The organism is Myxococcus sp. AM011 (genome assembly GCF_013372595.1).
GTDB lineage: Bacteria > Myxococcota > Myxococcia > Myxococcales > Myxococcaceae > Myxococcus > Myxococcus eversor.
The window spans coordinates 1-1262 of sequence record NZ_JABXEM010000559.1; the positions used below are offsets into that span (position 1 = coordinate 1).

1 protein-coding gene is annotated in these 1262 nt (G+C 67.9%); it reads left to right on the forward strand.

What is annotated here, in order from left to right:
- Positions 1–105: 105 nt before the first annotated feature.
- The coding region (locus tag HUW62_RS47295; protein WP_176438194.1) for an IS66 family transposase at positions 106–1262 on the forward strand (1157 nt) is incomplete at its 3' end.

The window sequence follows — 1262 nt, forward strand, 5'->3', positions numbered from 1 at the left end:
GTAAGCGTTCACGGGGTGGTGCACGCCTGAGGGGCCAGTTGGGCTGCGAACGGTGGGCCTCACCCCGCTCGACGTGGACCGAGGACGGATTAGAAATACAGGGACGTGGCCACGCCCGACCCGAGAGATGCGCGAATCGCTGAACTGGAGCGACTGCTGAGTGCGGCGCTCGCGCGAATCGTGGAGCAGGACGTCCGCATCGCGGAGTTGGAGGCGCGGCTGCGAAGCACCTCGCGCAACTCCTCGAAGCCTCCCTCTTCGGACCCGCCCGGTACGCTGCCGAGGAAGTCGGAGCCGACCGGCCGGAAGCCCGGGGGCCAGCCCGGGCACAAGGGCAGCAAGCGCGAGTTGTTGCCACCGGACCGGGTGAGTGAAGTCGTCGCGGTGGCAGCACCGGAGCGCTGCACGGGCTGCACCGGGCCACTGCTCCGGTTGGATGAGGCGCCGCCCGCGCGGGTCCACCAGGTGGTGGAGTTGCCGCGCGTGGTACCCGAGGTGAAGCAGTACGAGCTTCACGCGGGCTGGTGTGCCGGCTGCAACGCCTGGCGCTGCGCGCCGCTGCCGGAGGGGGTGCCCGAGGGCACCTTCGGACCGCGCCTGACGGGATTCATCGCGCTGTGCACCGGACGTTTGCGTCTGTCGAAGCGGCTGGTGCAGGAGTTGGTGGAGGACGTGCTGGGCGTGGAACTCGGACTCGGCAGCGTCAGCAACCTTGAGCAGACGGTGAGCCAGGCCCTGGCAGGTGCAGTGGACGAGGCGCGCGCGTACGTCCAGACACAGCCGGCAGTGCATCAGGACGAAACCGGCTGGTGGCAGAAGCACGCACGCGCCTGGCTGTGGGTGGCCAGCACCGCGGCCGTGGCGGTGTTCCTCATCGCCAAGAGTCGCGGCAAGGCCGTGGCCCAGGCCATGCTGGGAAAGGACTTCAGGGGCACGCTCATCTCCGACCGGTGGTGTGGCTACGACTGGGTGCGCGCCCTGAAACGGCAATTCTGCTGGGCGCACCTGAAGCGCGAATTCGAAGGCTTCGTCGAGCGCGGCGGGGAGGCAAAGCGGTTGGGAAAGCTGCTGCTGGCGGAAGTCTTCGTTCTCTTTGAGTGGTGGCATCTGGCTCGCGATGGCCTCCTGAAGCGCGCCACCTTCCAGAGGAGGATGCTGCCGCTCATGAGCGAGGTGGAAAGACTCCTGGAGGAGGTCGTGGAGGTGTGCCCGAAGTCGGTGGCCGGCACCGCCAGGCAAATCCTCAAGCGCAAGGAGTCTCT